The sequence below is a fragment of the Vibrio sp. 10N.286.46.A8 genome (assembly GCF_041470165.1).
GTDB lineage: Bacteria > Pseudomonadota > Gammaproteobacteria > Enterobacterales > Vibrionaceae > Vibrio > Vibrio tasmaniensis_A.
Window position 1 is genome coordinate 48,637 of sequence record NZ_JBFRLX010000035.1, and the last position, 14,699, is coordinate 63,335.

The window sequence follows — 14,699 nt, forward strand, 5'->3', positions numbered from 1 at the left end:
GTAAGTTGTGACTAGGAAACAAGTTTAGCTCTTGGAGCTGCTTTAATAGCCAAATAAGTGTGGGCAAAGATAGAGAGCGATCTTGCCCACAACTTACAATCAATTCACAGATATCAACTATCTAGCTCGTCGTTAGGCTGCTACATTGATCAAGTCAATTACATAAAAGTATTACATTCATAACCTAGAGGTCGCTTATGTATCCAAACCTCACTGGCTTAGGTATCCACGAACCTAAACAGATTGAACGTTACTCCCTTCGCCAAGAAGCGCACAAAGATATCCTGAAGATTTACTTTCGTAAGCAGAAAGGTGAACTGTTCGCGAAAAGCGTTAAGTTTAAGTACCCGCGACAAGTAAAAAGTGTGCTTGTTAGCGGCGGCAATAATCAATACAAAGAAGTGACCGAGATTAACCGCAACCTCACTCTTGTGATTGATGAACTCAACAAGATCACCAAACCGACGCCAACGGCTGAGGTGGATGTGAAGCAGAAGATCCTTACTGACTTACGCCATCTAGAAAAAGTGGTATCAAGCAAGATCGCAGAGATCGAAGCCGATCTAGAAAAACTTAAATGATCCCACGATTAACTGTTAGCGATTAACTATCAACTAACCAACATTAGTTATGTTGTTAAGGTCGCACAGACGTCAAAAAGGGCTGATATCACTATCAGCCCTTTGTTTTTATTCTATTTTCTCTATTCACTTAGACTCGCAATTGCTTAAACACGCGTGACTTACTTCGATAAGCAAGTTTGAGCATCGATTAAGTTGGCGTCCCACTCAAAAGTTTCAAACAACCTTAACCACGTTTCATCTAAGTTCGCCTTCATCACCAATTCTTCTTTAGTGAAAGGATGAATGAAGCGCAATTCAGAAGCATGCAGCAACAGACGGTGTGAGTCTAAATCATCACGGAACAGTCGGTTATGCTTACCATCACCATGTGAAGTATCGCCCACGATTGGGTGTCTTAGATGAGCCATGTGACGACGCAGCTGATGTTTACGTCCTGTTTTTGGCATCATCTCAACTAAGCAATAACGACTGGTAGGAAAACGGCCTGTTGAATACGGCACTTCGACTTTCGCTAACGGCTCGTACACAGTGACAGCTTCTTGTGGTTCTTTATCTTCTTTCGCGAACTTATCGGCGATCTTATCCAGCTCAACCTTAAGCGCATAATCGAGCGTATCGCCCTCTTCTATCCAACCACGCACAATCGCATGATAGGTTTTTTGCATCTCGTGGTTGGCGAACATCGGCATCACCTCAGAGGCAACTTCACTCGACAGAGCAAACACCAATACGCCAGACGTTGGACGGTCTAAGCGATGCAGAGGAAATACGTGCTGACCAATTTGGTCGCGCAGAGTCTGCATCACAAACTGAGTCTCGTGTTTATCCAACCATGAGCGATGCACTAGCATACCCGCAGGCTTATTCACCGCGACAAAATACTCATCTTGATAAATGATCTCTAACATTACGCGCATACCTCATCAATGCTCTGAATCGTCACTAGCAATTCCGCTTTCTCTGCCTCATTTTTCCACACTTCACAAAAATAAGGATGAATAGCAAAGCCCTTAGGTAGGCTCATTTGGGCATCCATCATTGCGTTGATCTTAACGATAAAGATCCACTGCAACCACTCTTCAGGTTGTAGCGAGTCAATAGCGAAAGGTTCAACGCTCGCCAGAGCTTCATCCGAAGGCGAAACATCGCTCCATAGAGAACATTGGCGCATTTGTTGTTCTAATTGTTGAAGTAAAAGAGGTAACTTTGTGGCTGCTGTCATTTTTCACCAAGTTATTTATCTAGTGACCTTGAAATTGGGGCATAGAGTACCATCTATTTAGGAAAGAAAGTTAGGAGCTTTATTACTATGGAAACGATTCACACGCTCACTCAGTTGCTAAAGAATAGCGGTTGCCAATACGACATCTACGACCTAGGTCGTCGTATCCAGAAGATCGACAACACCCTATTCTCTGATGTTGAGCAGGGGAAACAGCCATACCCGTTTCCACTTCAAAAACAAGCTCACTTAGCGATCAGCTACTGGAACGAACACAAGCAACCTTGGATCTGGTTCCTAAAATTCAAACTCGATGAAAGAGGCTTACTGCATCAAGGGGATGTGGGTAATTTTCTTAAGTTTGTTATCGAAGCGATGGGCACACGTTTGAACGGTGAGATCAGCGAAGAGCAACAACAAAAGCTGTCAAACAACCCTTATACCTTCAAGCCTTCTGAAGACAAAATGGCCGTATTCCATAGCCAAGTAAGAGCAGGGTTAGACCTCGCGACGAGCCAATATTACGAGCACGCTCAGCATTACTTCACAGGTGAGCTTGGTTGGGATAACTGGAAAACCGTTGGTCTTCAAGGCATCACCGATATGTGCGCGCGTTTAGGCAGCCAACAAAACGGTGTCGCGATTCGCAAAGCATTGAATAAACTGCCATCAGAGCCGCTATACGCAACACTAGGGGCGCTTGAGCACACGCAAATCAATGACAAGCTCGCTCAACGCTTACAAGAGATGGCAAACAATGAGATTAACAGTCAAGAGCCGGATCTGTTCTTACTGTCAGCTTTGGTTCGTGCCCTTTCCGGTGCAGAACAAGGGATCGCGAATAACATCATTAACCAAGTTCTCGCGAGTCCACGCTTGAGCCACCAAGAAGTGTTGATTGGTTTAGCGGGTCGCAGCTGGCATGCGCTACAAGATCCAGCGATTGCCGAGCAATTCTTGTTGCGCCTCGCACAAACAGGCAACCAAAACCTGTTCAATCAGTTATTTGCAGATTTAGTGATGATTCCGACACTAAGAATGGTATTTTTGCCGTTGTTGAATTCGAACCCATCACCAGAACTCGCAAACGCATTGATTGAGTTACAACAAGCAGCTAAGTCGCAATAAAAACTAGACAGAACAGCTCAGTAGTTCGTAACAATAAGCTAAAAACACGATTGGAATAGAAAGATAAAAGGAAGTGTGGACTAAATGATAGATAACTTAGTGGCTATTTTGATGCTGTGCTTCTTTTGCTTTCTATTTTGGCAGCAGCGCAGGCAATCCGAGCTTGCGAAAGCTGCCATTGCGAGAAAGTGTAAAGAGCTCGACCTACAATTATTAAGTGTCGCCTTCAACGGTCATAAACTTAAGATGCGCCATGAGCTCACGACCATTTGGCGCTGGCATACTGTGTACCATTTTGAATTTTCGGCGTTAGGTGATGACCTGTACCAAGGAAAACTGACCATGGTCGGCTTCCGCTCTATGCGGTTTGAGCTACAGCCTCATAGAATGTAACGTCGCAGTGCGCGTTATAGCTATATTCATGATAAGGGCCAAACGAATCTTGTTTGGTTTCCTTAAATTCAAACCCTAGTTTTTCTAATAACTTAATCGATGGGTTGTGGCCGACATTCACAGTCGCAACAACATTCGTTAGGCGCTCTTCAAAACACACCAAACTTAAAAATGGTTTTAGCACCTCACTAGCAAAGCCGCGATTCCAATACTCTTTATCCAAAATAAAGCCAAGCTCATGCCTACCCTCTTCTGATGAAATAAAGACATGTCCAAGATATTCACGGGTTTGGTTGTGGATGATAGCGCGGCAGAAGCCGACGTTGTCTTGCAGTATCTCTTGAAATAAGAACTTCGCAGAGGCAATAGAGTGCGGCCCATTCATTTCAGAACGATTAACGGGGCAGCAATTCAACTTGATAAAGTCGTGTTGTAGCTGTTCGGTATAAGGTACCAACAGCGTTCTTGAGGTTGCTATCGTCATAAAACACTCCTTGTGTTGACCATTAGCAGAAAAGCAGATGTCGCGATCTTAGATAAAAGCTCCTGAATTAAAGAGCCCCCTAGATAGAAGAAAAGCCTCAGATAAAGAAAAGCCCCGACACCGAAGTGTCAGGGCTAGGGTCTTACTCGCAGCAGTCCGGCTACTAATAAATGCTCCATGCATCATCCATAATAGTGGCTGTAATCCTTCAGCTCTTTCCTTTACTTCGCCGTCCTAGCGGTGTCCAATCATCCTGAAAGCTAACAATCCTAGTTAGCGCACATCACTTGTTCCGTGAGCGGTGTCCTTTACATCGTCCTGATGCTAATCCAACCCTTTAAATCCTAAAGGTGTCCATTGTCATTCCGTTGCAGCTAACTTCCTGTTAACTGACTGTATCCCTACAATGTCCTTACGCTCCATGCTTGACTACTCAATCCTAAGTAACCAAATCTTCATCCTGAAGATAACCAAATCCTTGGTGCTTTCCTGTTCCGTGTCAGAATCCTTCCGACAAGGTTTAATTTACGCGATTTACGATTTGGGACAATAGATTTGCATCACACTTTGAATTCATAAAAGTTGTTAATTATATAAAACAACAAAAAATCAACCACTTAATCATATGCACCTCAATCTCTCTAGCGATGTATTCGTGTTATCTCACAACCTTTGTAAGAGATCTCTCACAAGCTATGGGCGGTTTTATGATTCGCTATCACTCACCAGAGCGAGTAAAATGGCTGAAGACTAAAAATGGAGGTCAACATGCTGACAAAAGATGTGTCTGAAGAGTTGAAATCAGTGCTTGAAGGACTGCAAGCACAAGGGAAAGAGCCTACAGTTGCTTTAGTTAAAGCTCGTATGAGTACATCGGTTCCGATGCCCGCTTTAATCACAACCATCAAGAGCTGGAAAAGCGCGAATCGCGTTCCTAAAGTTGAAGTCGCGACACAAGAAGAGCCTGCACTTGATCGTGTTAGCCAACTGGAAAAGCAAATCCTTGAACTTACCACCCGCGTTGCCACGCTAGAAGCCAAGTTAACGGAACAATAAGTTAACTGAGCAATAAGCTAACAGAGAAATAGAACACTATGAAAATATGGGTTGATGCGGACGCTTGTCCTAAGGTTATCCGAGAAACAATCGTACGCGCAGCTGAGCGCACTGGGGTTGAATGTACCTTCGTGGCAAACCATCTGGTTCCTGTCCCTAAACGCAATAACATCCACTCAATTCAAGTCCCAAGCGGATTTGATATTGCAGATGATGAAATCGTAAAACGCACTGAACCCGGTGATCTCGTGATTACATCCGATATCCCTCTCGCCGATGAAGTGATCACCAAAGGTGGTCAAGCACTTAGCTCTCGTGGCGAGCTCTACACCAAAGAAACCATCAAAGCGCGCCTGAACATTCGTGACTTTATGGATACCATGCGTTCAAGCGGCATCCAAACGGGTGGACCAAGCGCCCTCTCACAGACCGATCGTCGTGAGTTCGCGAATCACCTTGATCGCCTGCTAGCAAAGCGCTAATCATTAAGAAACATTGATATTCGTTCATAGCCATAACCGTGAACCTGTAGATATGTTTGTCGACATACTCCGTTCTTGTTACTTAACACTTGATACTAAGTGCTACTTTAACGGAGTATTGATGATCCATCTTGTCACCATCTCTTCTTTTTAAATCATCCCAATTTTCTACACTCTTTCAGATCACTTTCCGTGATTGGTACACCATACTTTCGATCAAAAAAAACCTGCACGAGGCAGGCTTTAAAATCTAACAATATGACTTGTACTAACGTTACTACGGCGTGTAGAACGTTGCTGCACCTGGGCCTACTGGAAGACCAAATACGAACACCCATAGGTAGAACAAGATGCTCCAACCGAACATAAAGCAGATTGAGTATGGAAGCATTGTAGCAATCAGAGTACCGATACCAAGGTTCTTCATGTAACGCGTCGCTACAGCAAGAATAAGACCGAAGTAGCTCATCATTGGTGTAATGATGTTCGTCGTTGAATCACCGATACGGTAAGCTGCTTGAATCGTTTCTGGTGCGTAACCAACAAGCATTAGCATAGGTACAAAGATAGGTGCTGTTACTGCCCACTGAGCAGAAGCTGAACCGATCATTAGGTTAATGAAGCCACACATTAGGATAAATGCAAAGAACAACATTGGGCCAGTAAGACCGATATCTTGTAAGAAGCTAGCGCCACCAACAGCGATTACTTGACCAAAGTTAGTCCACTTAAAGAAAGCAACAAACTGTGCAGCAAAGAATACAAGAACAATGTACATGCCCATTGAAGACATAGACGTCGCCATCGCGTTGATCACGTCACGATCGTTCTTCATTGAACCGGTAACTTTACCGTAAACAAAACCAGGAATAGCGAAGAATACAAAGATAAACGCAACAATACTCTTCAGGAATGGAGAACCCGAAACCGTACCAGACGCTGAACGTAGAACACCGTCAGCTGGAACGATAGTCCACGCTAGAAGTGCAGAAACAGCCAATACAGCAATACCTGCTAGTTTTAGACCTTTCTTCTCAACATCCGTCAGTCTGCCCATCGAATCATTTGATAAATCTTCAGAAGCTTCTTCGTCGTTGTATTTACCCAACTTAGGTTCAACAATCTTCTCAGTTACAAATGCACCTGTAATCGCGATGAAGAAAGTAGAAACAAACATGAAGTACCAGTTTGACTCAGGACCAACCGTGTAAGACGGGTCAATCATCTGTGCCGCTGTTTCTGTAATACCAGAAAGCAGTGGGTCAACCGTACCGATAAGTAGGTTTGCAGAGTAACCACCTGACACACCAGCGAATGCCGCAGCAAGACCAGCAAGAGGGTGACGACCTAAAGAATGGAAAAGCATTGCTGCTAGTGGAATAAGTACCACATAGCCAAGCTCTGATGCTGTGTTAGAGATAATACCTGCAAACACAACCGTTACTGTAACCATGCGCTTAGAAGCACCCATTACCATGCCACGCATTGCAGCAGATAGTAGACCTGAGTGTTCAGCAATCGCTACACCAAGCATAGCAACAAGTACAGTACCTAGTGGAGCAAAACCAACAAAGTTCTTAACTAAGTTAGTCACAATAAGTTGTAGACCTTCTGCGTTAAGCAGACTTACAACGTGGATCATGCCGTCAGCAGCACGACCTTTAGCACCTTCTGGTCGAGGGTCCATAACAGACACTTCGAAGTAACCAGCAATACCTGAAGTAACGAGGATTGCTAAGCAGAAGATTGCGAAAAGAGTGATTGGGTGGGGTAATAGGTTCCCCAAATATTCAACGCCATCTAAAAAGCGAGTAAAAATAGGTTTTTTAGGCGAATTGTTTTTTATTGAAGCTGATGAACTCATCAGTTCCCTCCTTGTAGTGATTCCTGTGCAATTGTGACAAAGATGTTTAAATTGCCCGCGCAGATTACTCGACAAAAGGGTTAATTAGAAATCGTAAATGTTACAAAGTGTGTAACAAACCATTCTTTTTAACTTAATAAAAACAAAAAATTAGCAAATAACTCTAATTAAAGTATGAAAGTTAGGTTTATAATTGGTATGGATGCATTCATTCGATTTATGCTTGCGCTTGTAAGCTATTGATAAAGTGACAAATAAGAAACAGCGTACGCTAAGTGAGCACATACTCTCCTGCAAAGTTCCTCTCGAAGGAAAAGAAAAACAGACAAATGAATGAAGTTTGACTTTCCCCTCGTTTTTACACTCATGTCACATCAAATTGACTGACTATTTTTGAACCGCTTTGAATCTCGGGTTGGATTTACAGATGACATAGAGACGGCCTCTACGCTTTACTATTTGGCAATCTGGGTGACGGCTTTTCGCACTTTTCAGTGATTTCACAACTTTCATTCTATTTCGCTCCCTTACTTAATTGACCAAAACGACGAGTGAAGTTCGCAACGCGTCCCTCTTTATGTAGCACTCGCTGTTTACCCGTATAGAAAGGATGCGACTTTGACGACACCTCAATCGTGAAGTAAGGATATGTATTTCCGTCTTCCCATTCGATAGTGCGATCTGTTTTCAATGTTGATCCGATTAAGAAGTACTCATCGACACTGGTGTCATGAAAAACCACGGGGCGGTAATCAGGGTGGATATTCGGTTTCATTGTATTTCCCTTAAATAGTTAATTTGATATGTTATAACATATCAAATGATAATTATTATCAAAAGAAAAACAAGTGATTTTATGATATTTTTCCGTCTTAACTGAAACCAGAGAACACCTTGCTATGTACACCATTGAACCTGTTGGCTTTATTGAGTCTCCTTATAAAGAGAAGTTCGCTGTGCCAAGACAGCCTAGGTTAGTACCCACTTCTACCTCAAGAGTCAGGCTAGTTGAAGCAGCGAACTGCCTTGAGTCTGTTCGTGATATTGAACAATTTAGTCATGTGTGGTTGTTGTTTTTGTTCGATAAGAACCTTGAAGCAGGATGGAAACCAACCGTGAGGCCGCCTCGCCTTGGCGGGAACGAACGTATTGGTGTATTCGCGTCTCGTGCCACATTCAGACCGAATGGAATGGGTATGTCTGCGGTTGAACTAAAAGGTGTATCTCAAGAAAAAGGGCAAACTTGGTTGGATTTGGGCAGTGTAGATCTCGTTGACGGCACGCCTATCATCGACATCAAACCTTATATCCCCTACTCGGATTCGATTCCCGATGCATTGGGAGGGTTTGCCGCCGATGAACCTGAAGTGCTAGATGTGAACTTCTCGCAGCAAGCCCAAAGTAAGCTCGCAAACCACCCACAAGCACGCCATATCATTCAGGTGATCAAAGAAGTATTAGGCCAAGATCCTCGCCCTGCCTATAAGAAAGGCAAACCTGACAACAAGGAATATGCGGTAAATTTGTTCGATCTTAACGTGAAATTCGTGGTTGAAACGCTTTTCATCAATGTAACTGACATTGAACGCTTTTGAGATCCCAAATAGGCTGATATTATATGCGGCTATATCAGATTTGCTGTTGTCATTAACCACAGCAAGTTTTCTTTTATCAATGATGAAACGGATACCATAGAATGCGTACCAGTAACTACCTTCTTTCTACTCTGAAAGAGACTCCAAATGACGCAGAAGTTATCAGCCACCAGCTGATGCTACGTGCAGGTATGATCCGTAAGCTAGCTTCAGGTTTATATACTTGGCTACCTACTGGTCTACGTGTACTGCGTAAAGTCGAAAATATCGTTCGCCAAGAGATCGATAATGCAGGTGCCGTTGAAATCTTGATGCCCGTAGTTCAACCGTTTGAGCTTTGGGAAGAGACTGGCCGTTCTGAAAAGATGGGTCCTGAGCTACTTCGTTTCACAGACCGTCATTCTCGTCCATTTGTTCTTAGCCCAACAGCAGAAGAAGTGGTAACGAGCCTAGTACGTAACGAGATCAGCTCTTACAAACAGCTACCTCTAAACCTGTACCAAATCCAGACTAAATTCCGTGATGAACGCCGCCCTCGTTTTGGCGTAATGCGTGCTCGTGAATTCTCTATGATGGATGCGTACAGCTTTGATATCGATAAAGAAGGCTTAGAAAAGTCTTACCAAGCGATGCACGATGCTTACTGTAAAGCATTCGACCGCATGGGCCTTGAATACCGTCCAGTATTAGCAGACTCTGGCGCAATCGGCGGCAGCGGCTCTCAAGAGTTCCACGTTCTTGCCGAAAGCGGCGAAGACCTAATCGCATTCTCTTCTGAATCTGATTACGCAGCGAACATCGAGAAAGCAGAAGCACTAGCTCCTACTGAAGAAGTTGCAGCGCCTACTCAAGAGATGGAACTGGTTGATACGCCAAACGCAAAAACAATCGCAGAACTTGTAGAGCAACACGGTTTAGCAATCGAGAAGACAGTTAAGACTCTATTCGTTAAAGCTTCTGATGAAGTAGACGCTGATATCATCGCGCTAATCATCCGTGGCGACCACGAGCTTAACGAAGTGAAAGCAGAGAACCTTCCACAGGTTGCTTCTCCACTAGAGATGGCTTCTGAAGAAGAAATCCGTGCACTTGTTGGTGCCGGTCCTGGTTCACTTGGCCCTGTTGGTCTAGAGCTACCATTCATCGTTGACCGCTCTGTTGCTGTAATGAGTGACTTCGGCGCTGGCGCAAACGTAGACGGTAAGCACTACTTCGGCATCAACTGGGGTCGTGACGTTGAGCTTGCTCAAGTTGAAGACCTACGTAACGTTGTTGAAGGCGACCTTAGCCCATGTGGTCAAGGTACTATTCAGCTTAAGCGTGGTATCGAAGTTGGTCACATCTTCCAACTGGGTAACACTTACTCTAAAGCAATGAACTGTAACGTGCTTGGTCCTGATGGTAAGAGCGTAATCCTAGAAATGGGTTGTTACGGTATCGGTGTTTCACGTGTTGTTGCATCGGCTATCGAGCAAAACCACGATAAATTCGGTATCACTTGGCCAGACGCACTAGCGCCGTTCCAAGTTGCTATCGTACCAATGAACATGCACAAATCTGAGCGCGTTAAAGAAGCAGCTGAGAAGCTATACGCTGAATTAACAGCTATGGGTATCGAAGTACTATTCGATGACCGTAAAGAGCGTCCAGGTGTTATGTTTAAAGATATCGAGCTTGTGGGTATCCCTCACACTATCGTTATCGGCGATCGCAGCATGGACGAAGGTAACTTCGAATACAAAAACCGTCGTACTGGTGATAAAGAAGCAATCGCTATGGACACGGTTATCGAGCATCTTAAGGCTCAACTAGCTTAGTAATTAAGTAACTGAATAAGTCTGTATTGACTAAATAATTGGTTACTCGCTAGATAAACATTGAAAGGCTACCATTAGGTGGCCTTTTTTGTGCCTGTCGTTTCTCTTCCAACTCCCTTCTATTTATCACCAGAGTAAATAACGTAAGTTAATCCCCTGTTCATCTTTAAATCCGTATATTGGGTTCATCAACTCTTTAGACACGATTACATTGGAGGTATCGATGGATATCAAAAGCTTACTTAACCAAGCACTTAAGTCAGATCTCGTTAAACAAGGTACTCAGAAGCTTTCCCAAGGCTCTTCAAGTTTAAGTGGCCTAACTCAAGGCGGCAGTGGTAAGAATATCAACAAAAGCACGCTCGGAGCCTTCGGCGCAGGCGCAGTGGGCGGCGGACTCTTAGGTGCGTTAATGGGCTCTAAGAAAACCAAGAAAATGGGTAAGAAAGCCGCTGGTATTGGTGGCGCAGCGGCACTTGGCGCACTCGCTTACAAGGTCTATAACGACTATCAGTCTAAACAAGGCCAAGCACCGAATTCCGAACAAGCTCAATTTGATGAGAACGACTCAAACCATAGTGTGCTGATTCTAAGATCAATGATTGCTGCGTCCAAAGCTGACGGGCATGTTGATGAAGAAGAGATGGCTAAGATTGAACAAGCCGTCGAGAACATGGGCGCAGATTATCAGCTGACTAAATTGGTGTCTGAAGAATTGTACAAGCCACTCGATCCAAGCGAAATTGCTCAATTAGCAACGTCACCTCAACAAGCGAGTGAGATCTACTTAGCCTCTTTGATTGTAGCGGATGAGCAGAACTTTATGGAGAAGGCTTACCTCAAAGAGTTAGCAAAGCAGCTCAACTTAGCTGATGAGGTCACTTATCAGCTTGAACAGCAGATCTCTAGTTAAGCGGTAATTATCAGGCGAATCAGTAAATATCACGCTAAGTAACAAGTTAGCAAAGTGATACATTGAGCATCAACAGAATGAGATATTGAGCAAGAACAAACTAACTCGGAACTTAGTCAGATCCACTTTGTTTTTGCTTATCTCTATGTGTATATTGAGATCAGTTATCATTTGGTTAGGTATAAAAATGAAAGTATACGATTGTTGTGATTTGGTGCGTGAACTGTATTCTCAAATTGGCAGTGGCGACCAAGGCTATATCCCTAAAGCGATCACCTGCGCGGTAAAAACATTGAACGACCTTGCTGCAGATGAATCTCTTCCTAAAGAAGCAAGAGATCGTGCTGCATTTGCCGCAGCGAATCTACTGATCTCAGATTTCGAGGACTAATATGAACCTCGCTAACTTTGAAAAGATGGATCCTGTGATGTTGATGAGCATCGTCAACATGAAACTGCGTGACGATTTCGGCGGTGACTTGGATCGAGTAGTCAACTTCTATGAAATCGACAAAGCGGCATTGACCGCAAAACTTGCGTCTGCTGGTTTTGAGTTTCTTCCGGAAGCCAAACAGTTTCGGTAGTAATTAAGAACAAACTTAATTTTAAAGACCAACCTCCGTGTTGGTTTTTTTATTTTTGGTCGGGTACATAATAGGCTAAAGACGAATAAACTTATTAGAAATTATCTGGTTGCGCCTATACTTTTATATCCTAGAGTCAGCGAACGCGCCTTGAATCAAAGCGTGTTGTTGTATAGGCTACTCCAAACAGCATATAAAACTCATCACCAAATTCGATGATATCGAAGGACTAACAATGAAAAGACTCGGACTTTTAGCCGTTATCGCAGCCGTATTTACCGCAGGTTGTGCTTCAAATACTCAACAAGACAACTTCCGTGAAGCCTCTTTTGAGCTGTGTAATACTGAAGTCGATATCTACTCTGTAAGCCATGATGAAAGAGTACGTATCGTCTGCTCTGACGGCTCTAAATTTGCCTTAAACAGTGAAGATACGCTAGAAATTATGCGCGATATCAACATCGACTATTGTGATGGCGAAGGCTTAGGTAAATTCAACGAAAGCCGTCACTACTACTCTTTCAAGTGTAAGTCAGGTACCCTACTTAGCATTAAAAAGTAGAAGCGACACAAGAAAGCGATAAAGGGTTGATGTGAAAGCATTAGCCCTTTTTAGTACCTGCCTTTCTGTATTCTCAGATAACCTAACTCTCATACCTACAGATACAAAAAAGGCCCCAAAAGGGACCTTTAAATCAATTTCAAAGTAGTCGTTTGAAACTCTAGGAGAGCACGCGGAGCTTACGGATGTAAGTGAGCATGCTCGACAACGACTTTATTACTTACGAATACAAAAAAGGCTCCCAACAGGAGCCTTTCAAATCGTATTTTTCAATCAAATAGCTTTAGTTCAAGGAAAAGGCGCGGAGTTTTCAGCACCTTTCCCTAAAACAAAAAGGGACTCAATGAGCCCCTTTAAAAGTACTTTTCAAAGTAGTCGTTTGAAATTCAAGGAGAGCACGCGGAGCTTACGGATGTAAGTGAGCATGCTCCACAACGAAGTTCAAATTACTACGCAGAAAAATTATGCGTAAACAGGTAGACGCTTACAGATATTTAGTACTTTCGCTTTAGTTGCTTCGATAACAGACTCATCACCCATGTTATCTAGGATGTCACACATCCAACCTGCTAGCTCTTTCGCGTCTGCTTCTGAGAAACCGCGACGAGTGATAGAAGGAGAACCGATACGGATACCAGAAGTAACGAATGGGCTACGTGGATCGTTTGGAACTGAGTTCTTGTTAACTGTGATGTTAGCTGAACCTAGTGCTGCATCAGCCTCTTTACCTGTGATGTCTTTGTCGATTAGGTCAACTAGGAACAGGTGGTTCTCTGTAGAACCTGAAACGATGTTGTAACCGCGTGCTAGGAATTCAGCAACCATTGCTTTTGCGTTAGCAACAACGCGAGCTTGGTATTCTTTGAACTCTGGTTCTAGAGCTTCTTTGAACGCTACTGCTTTACCAGCGATAACGTGCATTAGAGGACCGCCTTGGCCGCCTGGGAATACTGCTGAGTTTAGCTTCTTGTAAAGATCTTCACCTTCGTTAGAAAGGATAAGACCACCACGAGGACCAGCAAGCGTTTTGTGCGTTGTTGTTGTAACAACGTGAGCGTGTGGAACTGGGTTCGGGTAAACGCCTGCAGCGATTAGACCCGCAACGTGAGCCATATCTACGAAGAAGTAAGCACCTACTTTGTCAGCGATTTCACGCATGCGCGCCCAATCACAAATTTGAGAGTAAGCAGAGAAACCACCGATGATCATCTTAGGTTTGTGCTCGATAGCTAGCGCTTCCATCTCTTCGTAATCGATTTGACCTGCTTCATCGATACCGTAAGGGATGATGTTGTAAAGCTTACCAGAGAAGTTTACTGGAGAACCGTGAGTTAGGTGACCACCGTGCGCTAGGCTCATACCTAGAACAGTATCGCCAGCATTCAGTAGTGCCATGTATACAGCGTTGTTTGCTTGAGAACCTGAGTGAGGTTGTACGTTCGCGTATTGAGCGCCAAACAGTTCACATGCACGTTCGATTGCTAGAGTTTCAACTTTATCTACGAACTCACAACCACCGTAGTAACGCTTACCAGGGTAGCCTTCAGCGTATTTGTTTGTAAGTTGAGAACCTTGAGCTTCCATTACACGTGGGCTTGTGTAGTTTTCTGAAGCGATAAGTTCGATGTGCTCTTCCTGACGAAGAGTTTCTTCTTGGATAGCTGCGAATAGGTCCGCATCGTAATCAGCAATGTTCATGTCACGCTTAAGCATCTGTATCTCCTGACTCAGATTGTACTGAAAGTTTCAAAAAAACCACACAACGACCGAAAGCAAACGTTTCCGTCACCGTTTTGATGTGACGCATTCTACATAATTTGATCTAGGTCATAAAGAGCTAATTGCAATTTTATCATGCAGTTTTTTCATAATCACAAATAAGATTCATCATGGTTATTGAGCTTATCCAACCAAAGATGACGCTTACTGTCAATTTTACGCTTTACACCCTGTAAAACGCAGATTACATAGGTTTACCTTAATTTTGCACCTCAAGCTACCGAAAGCTAAGGTTT

At 43.6% G+C, this 14,699-nt stretch carries 18 protein-coding genes; 11 read left to right on the forward strand and 7 right to left on the reverse strand.

Going from position 1 to position 14,699, the window contains the following annotated elements:
* Nucleotides 1-197 precede the first annotated feature (197 nt).
* Nucleotides 198-581 (forward strand): DUF3461 family protein, encoded by a 384-nt coding sequence (locus AB4232_RS04480; RefSeq protein ID WP_004734354.1) that lies wholly within the window; start codon nt 198-200, stop codon nt 579-581.
* A 161-nt stretch (nt 582-742) separates the two neighbouring features.
* Here the strand turns inward: AB4232_RS04480 and truC are convergent, their stop codons facing one another.
* Both truC and AB4232_RS04490 read right to left on the reverse strand, forming a co-directional pair.
* Nucleotides 743-1,492: a tRNA pseudouridine(65) synthase TruC gene (gene truC, locus AB4232_RS04485; protein ID WP_009847423.1), complete on the reverse strand. Its 750-nt coding sequence runs from the start codon at nt 1,490-1,492 to the stop codon at nt 743-745.
* A complete protein-coding gene (locus AB4232_RS04490; protein ID WP_372086375.1) occupies nt 1,492-1,806 on the reverse strand; it encodes a YqcC family protein in 315 nt (104 codons plus the stop codon). The genes truC and AB4232_RS04490 overlap by 1 nt, the downstream gene beginning before the upstream one ends.
* 87 nt (nt 1,807-1,893) lie before the next feature.
* Here AB4232_RS04490 and AB4232_RS04495 point away from each other — a divergent pair, with 87 nt between their 5' ends.
* Nucleotides 1,894-2,934 carry a DUF3549 family protein gene (locus tag AB4232_RS04495; protein ID WP_012604610.1) on the forward strand — a complete coding sequence of 347 codons (1,041 nt, stop codon included), beginning with the start codon at nt 1,894-1,896 and terminating at the stop codon, nt 2,932-2,934.
* An 84-nt stretch (nt 2,935-3,018) separates the two neighbouring features.
* Nucleotides 3,019-3,327, forward strand: coding sequence for a DUF3301 domain-containing protein (locus AB4232_RS04500; protein WP_009847426.1), 309 nt, complete (start codon nt 3,019-3,021; stop codon nt 3,325-3,327).
* Here AB4232_RS04500 and AB4232_RS04505 read toward each other — a convergent pair.
* The gene (locus AB4232_RS04505) at nt 3,293-3,811 is read right to left on the reverse strand and encodes a GNAT family N-acetyltransferase (protein WP_009847427.1); all 519 of its coding nucleotides are present in this window, start codon (nt 3,809-3,811) and stop codon (nt 3,293-3,295) included. The two genes, AB4232_RS04500 and AB4232_RS04505, sit on opposite strands and share 35 nt — an antisense overlap.
* A 768-nt stretch (nt 3,812-4,579) precedes the next feature.
* On the opposite strand from AB4232_RS04505, the gene AB4232_RS04510 reads away from it, so the two are divergent.
* Nucleotides 4,580-4,867: a hypothetical protein gene (locus tag AB4232_RS04510; RefSeq protein ID WP_009847428.1), complete on the forward strand. Its 288-nt coding sequence runs from the start codon at nt 4,580-4,582 to the stop codon at nt 4,865-4,867.
* A gap of 38 nt (nt 4,868-4,905) precedes the next feature.
* On the forward strand, nt 4,906-5,349 hold the full coding sequence (locus AB4232_RS04515; RefSeq protein WP_009847429.1) for a YaiI/YqxD family protein: 444 nt from the start codon (nt 4,906-4,908) through the stop codon (nt 5,347-5,349).
* A 277-nt stretch (nt 5,350-5,626) separates the two neighbouring features.
* Here the strand turns inward: AB4232_RS04515 and AB4232_RS04520 are convergent, their stop codons facing one another.
* The 3 genes from AB4232_RS04520 to AB4232_RS04530 form a co-directional block, all read right to left on the reverse strand.
* Entirely contained in the window at nt 5,627-7,213 is a 1,587-nt protein-coding gene (locus AB4232_RS04520; protein WP_009847430.1) for an AbgT family transporter, read from the reverse strand.
* A 387-nt stretch (nt 7,214-7,600) separates the two neighbouring features.
* Nucleotides 7,601-7,726: a type B 50S ribosomal protein L36 gene (gene ykgO, locus AB4232_RS04525; protein ID WP_009847431.1), complete on the reverse strand. Its 126-nt coding sequence runs from the start codon at nt 7,724-7,726 to the stop codon at nt 7,601-7,603.
* Between the two features lies 1 nt (nt 7,727).
* A complete protein-coding gene (locus AB4232_RS04530; protein WP_017103667.1) occupies nt 7,728-7,988 on the reverse strand; it encodes a type B 50S ribosomal protein L31 in 261 nt (86 codons plus the stop codon).
* 124 nt (nt 7,989-8,112) lie between these two features.
* Here AB4232_RS04530 and tsaA point away from each other — a divergent pair, with 124 nt between their 5' ends.
* From tsaA to AB4232_RS04560, 6 genes are all read left to right on the forward strand, one after another.
* The gene (gene tsaA / locus AB4232_RS04535) at nt 8,113-8,808 is read left to right on the forward strand and encodes a tRNA (N6-threonylcarbamoyladenosine(37)-N6)-methyltransferase TrmO (protein WP_372086377.1); all 696 of its coding nucleotides are present in this window, start codon (nt 8,113-8,115) and stop codon (nt 8,806-8,808) included.
* Nucleotides 8,809-8,909: 101 nt separating this feature from the next.
* The gene (locus tag AB4232_RS04540; protein ID WP_065675226.1) at nt 8,910-10,625 is read left to right on the forward strand and encodes a proline--tRNA ligase; all 1,716 of its coding nucleotides are present in this window, start codon (nt 8,910-8,912) and stop codon (nt 10,623-10,625) included.
* A 223-nt stretch (nt 10,626-10,848) separates the two neighbouring features.
* Nucleotides 10,849-11,538 (forward strand): tellurite resistance TerB family protein, encoded by a 690-nt coding sequence (locus AB4232_RS04545; RefSeq protein WP_372086379.1) that lies wholly within the window; start codon nt 10,849-10,851, stop codon nt 11,536-11,538.
* A gap of 187 nt (nt 11,539-11,725) precedes the next feature.
* On the forward strand, nt 11,726-11,929 hold the full coding sequence (locus AB4232_RS04550; protein WP_009847436.1) for a YaeP family protein: 204 nt from the start codon (nt 11,726-11,728) through the stop codon (nt 11,927-11,929).
* Between the two features lies 1 nt (nt 11,930).
* Nucleotides 11,931-12,122 carry a DUF4250 domain-containing protein gene (locus AB4232_RS04555; protein WP_009847437.1) on the forward strand — a complete coding sequence of 64 codons (192 nt, stop codon included), beginning with the start codon at nt 11,931-11,933 and terminating at the stop codon, nt 12,120-12,122.
* Nucleotides 12,123-12,357: 235 nt separating this feature from the next.
* Nucleotides 12,358-12,684, forward strand: coding sequence for a hypothetical protein (locus AB4232_RS04560; RefSeq protein ID WP_009847438.1), 327 nt, complete (start codon nt 12,358-12,360; stop codon nt 12,682-12,684).
* 462 nt (nt 12,685-13,146) lie between these two features.
* On the opposite strand, the gene glyA is transcribed toward AB4232_RS04560, so the two are convergent.
* On the reverse strand, nt 13,147-14,397 hold the full coding sequence (glyA, locus tag AB4232_RS04565; RefSeq protein WP_012604617.1) for a serine hydroxymethyltransferase: 1,251 nt from the start codon (nt 14,395-14,397) through the stop codon (nt 13,147-13,149).
* Nucleotides 14,398-14,699 lie beyond the last annotated feature (302 nt).

Bases quoted from the DNA above. Each gene is read 5' to 3' on its own strand.
- AB4232_RS04480 (WP_004734354.1), top strand. From the start codon at position 198: ATGTATCCAAACCTCACTGGCTTAGGTATCCACGAACCTAAACAGATT.
- truC (WP_009847423.1), bottom strand. From the start codon at position 1,492: ATGTTAGAGATCATTTATCAAGATGAGTATTTTGTCGCGGTGAATAAG.
- AB4232_RS04490 (WP_372086375.1), bottom strand. From the start codon at position 1,806: ATGACAGCAGCCACAAAGTTACCTCTTTTACTTCAACAATTAGAACAA.
- AB4232_RS04495 (WP_012604610.1), top strand. From the start codon at position 1,894: ATGGAAACGATTCACACGCTCACTCAGTTGCTAAAGAATAGCGGTTGC.
- AB4232_RS04500 (WP_009847426.1), top strand. From the start codon at position 3,019: ATGATAGATAACTTAGTGGCTATTTTGATGCTGTGCTTCTTTTGCTTT.
- AB4232_RS04505 (WP_009847427.1), bottom strand. From the start codon at position 3,811: ATGACGATAGCAACCTCAAGAACGCTGTTGGTACCTTATACCGAACAG.
- AB4232_RS04510 (WP_009847428.1), top strand. From the start codon at position 4,580: ATGCTGACAAAAGATGTGTCTGAAGAGTTGAAATCAGTGCTTGAAGGA.
- AB4232_RS04515 (WP_009847429.1), top strand. From the start codon at position 4,906: ATGAAAATATGGGTTGATGCGGACGCTTGTCCTAAGGTTATCCGAGAA.
- AB4232_RS04520 (WP_009847430.1), bottom strand. From the start codon at position 7,213: ATGAGTTCATCAGCTTCAATAAAAAACAATTCGCCTAAAAAACCTATT.
- ykgO (WP_009847431.1), bottom strand. From the start codon at position 7,726: ATGAAAGTTGTGAAATCACTGAAAAGTGCGAAAAGCCGTCACCCAGAT.
- AB4232_RS04530 (WP_017103667.1), bottom strand. From the start codon at position 7,988: ATGAAACCGAATATCCACCCTGATTACCGCCCCGTGGTTTTTCATGAC.
- tsaA (WP_372086377.1), top strand. From the start codon at position 8,113: ATGTACACCATTGAACCTGTTGGCTTTATTGAGTCTCCTTATAAAGAG.
- AB4232_RS04540 (WP_065675226.1), top strand. From the start codon at position 8,910: ATGCGTACCAGTAACTACCTTCTTTCTACTCTGAAAGAGACTCCAAAT.
- AB4232_RS04545 (WP_372086379.1), top strand. From the start codon at position 10,849: ATGGATATCAAAAGCTTACTTAACCAAGCACTTAAGTCAGATCTCGTT.
- AB4232_RS04550 (WP_009847436.1), top strand. From the start codon at position 11,726: ATGAAAGTATACGATTGTTGTGATTTGGTGCGTGAACTGTATTCTCAA.
- AB4232_RS04555 (WP_009847437.1), top strand. From the start codon at position 11,931: ATGAACCTCGCTAACTTTGAAAAGATGGATCCTGTGATGTTGATGAGC.
- AB4232_RS04560 (WP_009847438.1), top strand. From the start codon at position 12,358: ATGAAAAGACTCGGACTTTTAGCCGTTATCGCAGCCGTATTTACCGCA.
- glyA (WP_012604617.1), bottom strand. From the start codon at position 14,397: ATGCTTAAGCGTGACATGAACATTGCTGATTACGATGCGGACCTATTC.